Annotated in this window: 6 protein-coding genes; 1 reads left to right on the top strand and 5 read right to left on the bottom strand. The window is 70.3% G+C overall.

What is annotated here, in order from left to right:
* Positions 1 to 275 precede the first annotated feature (275 nt).
* The 3 genes from AB0G13_RS33445 to AB0G13_RS33435 form a co-directional block, all read right to left on the bottom strand.
* Complete coding sequence (locus tag AB0G13_RS33445; RefSeq protein ID WP_357883304.1) at positions 276 to 779, bottom strand: NlpC/P60 family protein; 504 nt, start codon at positions 777 to 779, stop codon at positions 276 to 278.
* A 612-nt stretch (positions 780 to 1,391) separates the two neighbouring features.
* Entirely contained in the window at positions 1,392 to 1,901 is a 510-nt protein-coding gene (locus AB0G13_RS33440) for a hypothetical protein (protein WP_357883301.1), read from the bottom strand.
* Between the two features lie 166 nt (positions 1,902 to 2,067).
* Positions 2,068 to 3,012, bottom strand: coding sequence for an acyltransferase domain-containing protein (locus AB0G13_RS33435; protein WP_357883298.1), 945 nt, complete (start codon positions 3,010 to 3,012; stop codon positions 2,068 to 2,070).
* A 261-nt stretch (positions 3,013 to 3,273) separates the two neighbouring features.
* Between AB0G13_RS33435 and AB0G13_RS33430 the strand changes: the two genes are divergently transcribed.
* Positions 3,274 to 4,035 carry a hypothetical protein gene (locus AB0G13_RS33430; protein ID WP_357883295.1) on the top strand — a complete coding sequence of 254 codons (762 nt, stop codon included), beginning with the start codon at positions 3,274 to 3,276 and terminating at the stop codon, positions 4,033 to 4,035.
* 76 nt (positions 4,036 to 4,111) lie between these two features.
* On the opposite strand, the gene AB0G13_RS33425 is transcribed toward AB0G13_RS33430, so the two are convergent.
* The gene (locus tag AB0G13_RS33425; protein WP_357883292.1) at positions 4,112 to 5,500 is read right to left on the bottom strand and encodes an alkaline phosphatase PhoX; all 1,389 of its coding nucleotides are present in this window, start codon (positions 5,498 to 5,500) and stop codon (positions 4,112 to 4,114) included.
* 320 nt (positions 5,501 to 5,820) lie between these two features.
* The gene (locus AB0G13_RS33420; RefSeq protein ID WP_357883289.1) at positions 5,821 to 6,378 is read right to left on the bottom strand and encodes a dihydrofolate reductase family protein; all 558 of its coding nucleotides are present in this window, start codon (positions 6,376 to 6,378) and stop codon (positions 5,821 to 5,823) included.
* Positions 6,379 to 6,689: the final 311 nt, after the last annotated feature.

The following is a 6,689-nucleotide window of genomic DNA, read 5'->3' as shown; positions in this document are numbered from 1 at the left end:
CGTACACCGGTTTACAGACACAGCGACACAGAAGTGATCTTCGCTGACACAGTCAGCGAAGATCACGTCCAGGTATCACAACACTCTCTAAGGCTGTGCACGATGATGGCCCGCCGGGCCGCGGCTGACAAGCGGGGCCCACTGCTTGTTTTGCAGCTTGGGGCGGGCCATCAGGTCTCCAGCGATCGTCGAGGGCTGAACGCTGGTCGCCCGGCTACCAGCGAGCCCGGGGTCTGGCGATTGGTAGGCGGCCGCTGCGGTGTGGACCTCAATCGTCAGTACCCGTTGGGCGTCAGCACGTCGATGAAGATCGGGTCAGGCTCGGTGCCCCCGAGGGTCACCGAGTCGTACTTGACGTAGCCGTAGTAGGCGTTGGCGTCGATGACCCGGTCGTTCCCGATATAGACGCCGGTGTGGTCCAGATCGCCGCCGTAGCGGATCCCGTCGTTAGGGTCGGTATCCCAGAAGATCAGGTCACCAGGGCGAGGAGTGCTGGTGCGGCGCCCCTGGTTGATCTGCCCCTGCAACCAGTAGTTGAGCTGCAGACCGCGTCCGGTGGCGGCGTACGTGCCGTCCCAGATGGCGTGCCGGTTGAGGCACTCGCAATCAACCGCCCGTGTCCCGCACGTCCAGCCGTAGGCCAGCCGGTAGGGCGTGCCGAGGTACGCCTGGGCGGCGGCGACCACCTCCGCCCGCACCCCAGCGGCTTGCGCCGGCCCGGCCAACACCACTGCAGATGCCGTCGTCGACAGCACCGCAGCCGTCATGACCGCGGCCACGCGGCGACCTACCCGCCGTCCCCCACCATCCATGCCGGTCCTCCTCGACACCCGGGGTCCTCGCTGTCGAGAACCCAATTCGTCGCACAGAACAGCAAACTATAGAAGCTTGTCACTGTCAATCAACGCTGTCGCGCGATGGTGGAGCGCACTGCCCGCCCGTTACCTAATGAATCCCGGACGGCCCATCGGGTCGCGTCCGCGCTAGTGACGTAGGTGAAGGATTGTCGTAACGGCACAGGTGGACCGTCTGCCCGGAGCACGAGACCGACAAGGCATTCATCGACAGCCTCACCCGCAACTCCCAGGTGACCGGAGTTATCCCCGAGCGATAGGAATTGGCCCGAGCACGGTCAACCACGACATCGACTGCCCACCGCAGGTGTTGGCGTGGCTCTCTTTTGGCATGCGCCCGCCGGTCACCGCGGCACGGCGCCGCACCGGGCTACGGGCTGACCTTGGCGGACATGTCGCTGACGCGGCCCAGGGAATCGAAGTCGACGCGCAGAGTGGAACCGTCGGCGTGGTGTACGAGACACCCTCCGGTACGGCTGCCGCCCCTGCTGTCCCCGGTCGAGGGGTGGCAGGGGCGGTCTTTCGTCGCGCCTGGGGTCAGGCGGCTTCGTGGAACACCTCCCCGCCCAGCACTGCCGCTACCTCCCGGCAGGAGGGCTGGTCCGGACAGCCCACGGTCCAGTTCCGGCCGAGCACCAGGTCCATGTCGGCAACGCCTTTCAGCAGCTTAGCCAAGGCGTTCGGCTGTTGCCGGGCCTGCGTTGCGGACTTGTAGATGCCGATGGTGTACTCCTCGCCCGCGACGTAACAGCTACCGCGGGCGATCGCGCCGGTGGGGCTTGCGACCGCTTCGTAGCCGGTGCAGTCGATGCCGCCCTCGCCGAGGGCCTCGACGAGCAGGAGCGGGCTTTCGTACTTGCCGCCGTCCACAGGCGGCTTCGGCGCGGCAGGTGTGGGAGAGGCACTCGACGGAGATGGGCTGGGGGCGGCACTAGTCGCGGCCGGGGCGGACGTCGGCGGCGCGGCGGCCGGCTCAGAGTCGCTGCCGCAGCCGGCCAGGACGGCGACCAGCAGCAGCGCGGCGGGGAGGTGAAGGGTACGGCGCATCCAGGCACCGTACTGGCCACCGTCCACACGAGAGCTCCACGGTCGGGTTGCTGACCATCAGACTCTGTGGGCCGGGAGCGGTCCCTGACCTTGGCGTCTACCGGGCGCCCAACAACGGGGAGGCGCCCGACCGCCAAGATCCGCAGGACAGAACCTAGGGGTGTGGCTATATCGGGAAGCGGCCGCGGCGGACGTGCCAGTGGCGGCCGGCCTTCAGGTGGTCGACGATCGCGCGCTGGAGCACGGTGCGGCGTGGCAGCTGGTCGAGCGGCATGGTCAGGGTGCGGAACACGAACCGCAGCACCTCGACGTCGGCGTCCAACCCTTCCGGCTCCTCGTAGGGCTCCAGCTCGAACCTCCGCTGGAACCGGACGATGTTGGAGTCCCCGGGCAGGTACTCCAGCAGCTGCGGGTCGAGCAACCACGAGCCGCAGGAGAACGCCGTGTAGCGCTCGTCGGGAAAGTGGCGCGGGAAGAACGCGCGGGCCTCGTCGAGCGACGCCGCGACCGCCTCCGGGGTCATCGGCCCCGACTCGGGGATGTGCAGGTCGATGGCGGTGCCGCCGCGCTGGTGCTGCAGCCGGCCCAGCTCGTAGATGCCGCCGCGTGCGTGCAGCGTCAGCCAGCTCTGCATGACCGGCCAGCCCTCACGGTGCATCCGCCGGTCGATCGCGAGGTTGCGGCCCAGGTCCGCGAGGGTCATCCACGACACGGCATCGGCGATGCCGTGGTCGCGGTGGTACGCCGTGACGACGTCGACCAGGGCCAGGTACGCGTACACGTAGAGATGCCGCCAGGCGGGGCCGCGTTCGCGCGGCAGCGCCGGACCGGGCGACAGCCAGCCGTGGCCCCCGAGATCGGCGCGGACCAGGGCGATCGAGCGGTCGAGCAGCCAGCGCAGCTCCGGAGTCCACAGCGCAGAGTCCGGGTCGGGCCAGCCCGCCATGATCTCGGCGGCGTCGTCCGGTTGTACCGTGAGCCGGACGAGGATCGCGGGCGCGTCGGCCTTGGCGGGCAGCGGAGCCGACGGCCGGTCGCCGGCGAGCCGGTGGATGCGGTCGACGTCCTCGACGGGTACCCCGAGCCGGGCGGCGGTGTCCTCCAGGTCCACGCGGACGACCCTACCGGCCGGTCGGCGGCTTCCACGGCCCGTACCGCTCGGGGCACATCCCGCCACGGCCGACCGGTCCCCCCAGCGTGCCGCGTACGCAGGCCACAGGTCGTGGATCTTCGTTTCGGTCTCGATCGCGGCGGAACTGCGCCGGGCGTGGCATCCCGGCCACGATCCCGATCAAGATCGACCAGGCTGCCGGGCCCGCTGAAGGCGTGCCTCAGCTCGTCCCTTCGTTCCCGGGTTTGCTAAGTTCCGCGCATGATCGACACTGCTGCGGCGGTCGAGTGGGTGATCGCGCACGGCGACGAGTCCGACAGGCACCGACTGGCGACGGTGCTGACCGGGGTGTGGCCGGCGCCGCTGGACGTGGCGGACGCGTTGTTCGCCGACCAGTCTCCCGAGGGCGGATTCCCCGCGCCCTGGTCAGCCGGCGCCCCCTCCGCGGCGGCGACGTGCGAACGGCTCGACCGGATCATCGAGTTGGACCTGCGGTACGGCTCACGGGTGGACCGTTGCGCCGACTGGCTCGCCGCGCTGGTCGCGCCGGACGGCACGGTGCGCTCCGCCGTGGACACCGGGCACCTGCCGTCGCAGGACACCCTCTACCTGACCGCCAACGTCGGCTGGTGCCTGGCGGTCCTGGACCGGCCCGAGGCGGCCGGACCGGCCGCCCGGGCGGTGCGCGACGCCGTCGAGGCCTCAGATGCCTGGCCGTCGTGCCTCACCACCACCTGGCTCGCCGCCGCCCTGCTGTGGGCGGTGGGGCTGCGCGAGGAGGCGGACCAGGGGCTGGACGACCTGGCGCGGCGGCTGCTCGACGCCCCGCCGGCCGACGTCGCCCGCGCCGGATGCACGCTACGGACGACGTTGCTGCCCTCGCACCATCCAGTGTTCCGCGTCGTGGTCCGGCGGCTCACCGCCACCCAGCGCCCGGACGGCTCGTGGCCGGTCGACGGCACCCTCACCGAGCAGGTCGCCGTCGCCATCACCGCGATAGGCGCCGTCGCCGGCCTGGTCTGAGCCTCCACCGGGGCCCGGCGAGGCGGGGCTCCCCGATCACGTGGGGACCCCGGCGGCACCGACAGCGGCTGCGGGGTCAGCGCTGGCGGCGGTTCCAGGGGCCGGTGACGGCGTACGTGATGCCCGGGTTGTAGACGTTGAAGAACATGGTCCGGCCGTCGGCGGAGAACGTCGCGCCGGCCAACTCGCCGTACTCCGGGTCCTCGGCGGTGCCGACGTTGACCCGGTTACGTGCGAAGACGAACACCTCGCCGTCGGCGGTCGTACCGAGGATGTGCTGGTCCCCGATCCCGTCCTCGCACATCATCAGGCCCCCGTACGGTGACATGCAGATGTTGTCCGGGGCGTCGAACTCCGGGTTCTCCGGTGCCGGGGTGGGACGGGTGAAGATGGTCTCCAGGCGCAACGTGTTGGCTCGCGGGTCGTACCGCCAGACCTGGCCGTCGTGGTCGCGGGCCGAGCCCTGCTCACGCCGGGCGAACGACGAGACAAAGTAGGCGCAGCCGTCGTTCTCCCCCCACCAGGCGCCCTCGATCTTGTACCCACCGGTGATCGGCTTGCCGTAGTCCTGGGCGCGGACCGACTCCGTCGTCGCCAGCGGGTCCGGCACGTCCAGCCACTCGACTCCGGAGAAGGACGTGCCCGCGCTCGTCACCACCGACAGGTCCGGCAGGTCCGGGACGTGCAGGGCCTGCAGCACGCCGCCTGCCCGCAGGCTCCCGTGACCGCCGAGCGGCCGGTTCGGCAGGAAACGGTAGAAGCTGCCCAGCGGCGCCACGAAGGCGTCCTCGGTCTCGTAGACGATGCCGGTGTGCGGGTCGACCGCGACCGCCTCGTGCTGGAACCGGCCCATCGCGGTCAGCGGTGTCGGATCGGTGTTGCGCGCATCGTCGTACGGGTCGACCTCGAAGACGAACCCGTGGTCCTTCACGTACCCGCGGGCACCCGCCTTGTCTTCGGTCTCCTCGCAGGTCAGCCAGGTGCGCCACGGCGTCCGGCCGCCGGAACAGTTGATGGCCGTCCCGCCGAGGCTGACGTGCTCGGAGACGGCGCGGTTCGACGCGTCGACAACGAGGGTGCTGGTCCCGCCCCCGGCCGCCGGGTCGTACGTGCGCTCCGGTGGAGCCACGACCGTGATCCTCGCGGTCGGGGAGCACTCATGGTTGCGGACCAGGCGGGTGCCGCGCGCCTTGTCGGCGAAGGAACCCATACCGTCGAACCGGCTCGGCACGATGCCACCGTCGGGCCGGACGGTGCCTTCGCGAGACAGCACCGTGTAGCGAAAGCCCACTGGCAGGTCGAGCATGCCGGCCGGGTCAGGCACGAGCGGACCGTATCCGGTCTTCGGGCCGGACACCCCCAGCGCGGGTGCCGCGGTGAACAGGGCGTTGACCGAACCCGCCACGGCCACGGCGAAACCGGCTCCAGCCGAGCGGGACAGGAACTGGCGGCGAGACAAAGACACGGACAAGCCTCCTAGACGTCACGGACCGTTGCGCCCGGCCGACATCGACCCGAATCGCTCGATCCACTACGTCACATCGCGACCCGCCCGTCAAGACGCCGATCGAATCGACCGCCGCCAACTGTGGCCGCCGTCTTGGCTCAACCGTCCGGGACCTACGGAACCCACCGCCCCACTCGCGGTCCAACTAGCGCACCGACAACCGAGCGCCGGCCGCCACGGCAGCGGCGTACCGGTGCCGACGGCCTCGCGGTCGGCGACGTGTGATCGCGAGCGTCCGCCCCGGCTCGGCCGCCGGCAGCGTCACCAACCGGTGCGGCTCAGCGGGTCCGGTAGCGCGCGTAGATCAGTCCGCTGTCGAAGGCACGCTGCTCGACCAGTTCGAGATCGAGGCGCACGCCGTCGGGGAAGAACCGCTTGCCGCCGCCGACCACGCTCGTGGTGATGAACAGGTGGTACTCGTCCACCAGGCCGGCCGCGATCGCCTGGGCGGCGAGGTTCGGGCCGTCGACGGTGAGGTCGTGATCGGCCTCGGCCTTGAGCCTGCGCACCGCGTCCGGGTCGAAGGTCCGCTCGATCCTGGTCTTCGCGCTCGACACCGACTCCAGCGTCGTGGAGTACACGATCTTCTCCGCGGCCTGCCAGTCGCGGGCGTACTGCAGGATGTGCGGCGGCTGGTCGGGCTCGGTGTGCGCGGTCTCCCAGTAGACCATCGTCTCGTACATCCGTCGGCCGTAGAGGTACGTCCCGACGGGGCGGAAGAGGTCGTTGATGAAGGTGTGCACCTCCTGGTCGTCGGCCCCGGTGCCGAGGCCGCCCTCCGCCGCCTCGGCGTAGCCGTCGAGTGAGGTGACCATCGAGTAGATGAGCTTCGCCATGCGTCTCCTTCGGGTACGAGCGCGTCAGTCTGCCAGCGGTCGGCAGGCTGTGACCACGCACGACCCCGGAACTGATCGATCGGCCGACCGGCCGGCTCCGTCCCGCCAGATCCCGGACGAAGCGCACCTCGGACTGCCCGTCCACCTCCACCGACCCGGCCAACATGGCGCGCGGACCGACTTCGTCTCGTGACCGACTGTGGATGCGGGTCGGCCCCCCCGTTACCTTCTTGATCGTCCCCAGCCGGGGACCCTCGGTCGCCCGGCCCGGTATGACTTCCTGCCCCTGTCGTTTGGATGATCCGGGGGGT

This window comes from Micromonospora sp. NPDC023633 (genome assembly GCF_040640035.1).
Lineage (GTDB): Bacteria > Actinomycetota > Actinomycetes > Mycobacteriales > Micromonosporaceae > Micromonospora.
Note: the sequence above shows the minus strand (reverse complement) of the source record. Positions and strands in the feature narration are given on the sequence as shown.

What these genes read in the sequence shown, in the direction of transcription:
- AB0G13_RS33440 (WP_357883301.1), bottom strand. Translation starts at nt 1,901, where the DNA reads ATGCGCCGTACCCTTCACCTCCCCGCCGCGCTGCTGCTGGTCGCCGTC.
- AB0G13_RS33430 (WP_357883295.1), top strand. Translation starts at nt 3,274, where the DNA reads ATGATCGACACTGCTGCGGCGGTCGAGTGGGTGATCGCGCACGGCGAC.
- AB0G13_RS33420 (WP_357883289.1), bottom strand. Translation starts at nt 6,378, where the DNA reads ATGGCGAAGCTCATCTACTCGATGGTCACCTCACTCGACGGCTACGCC.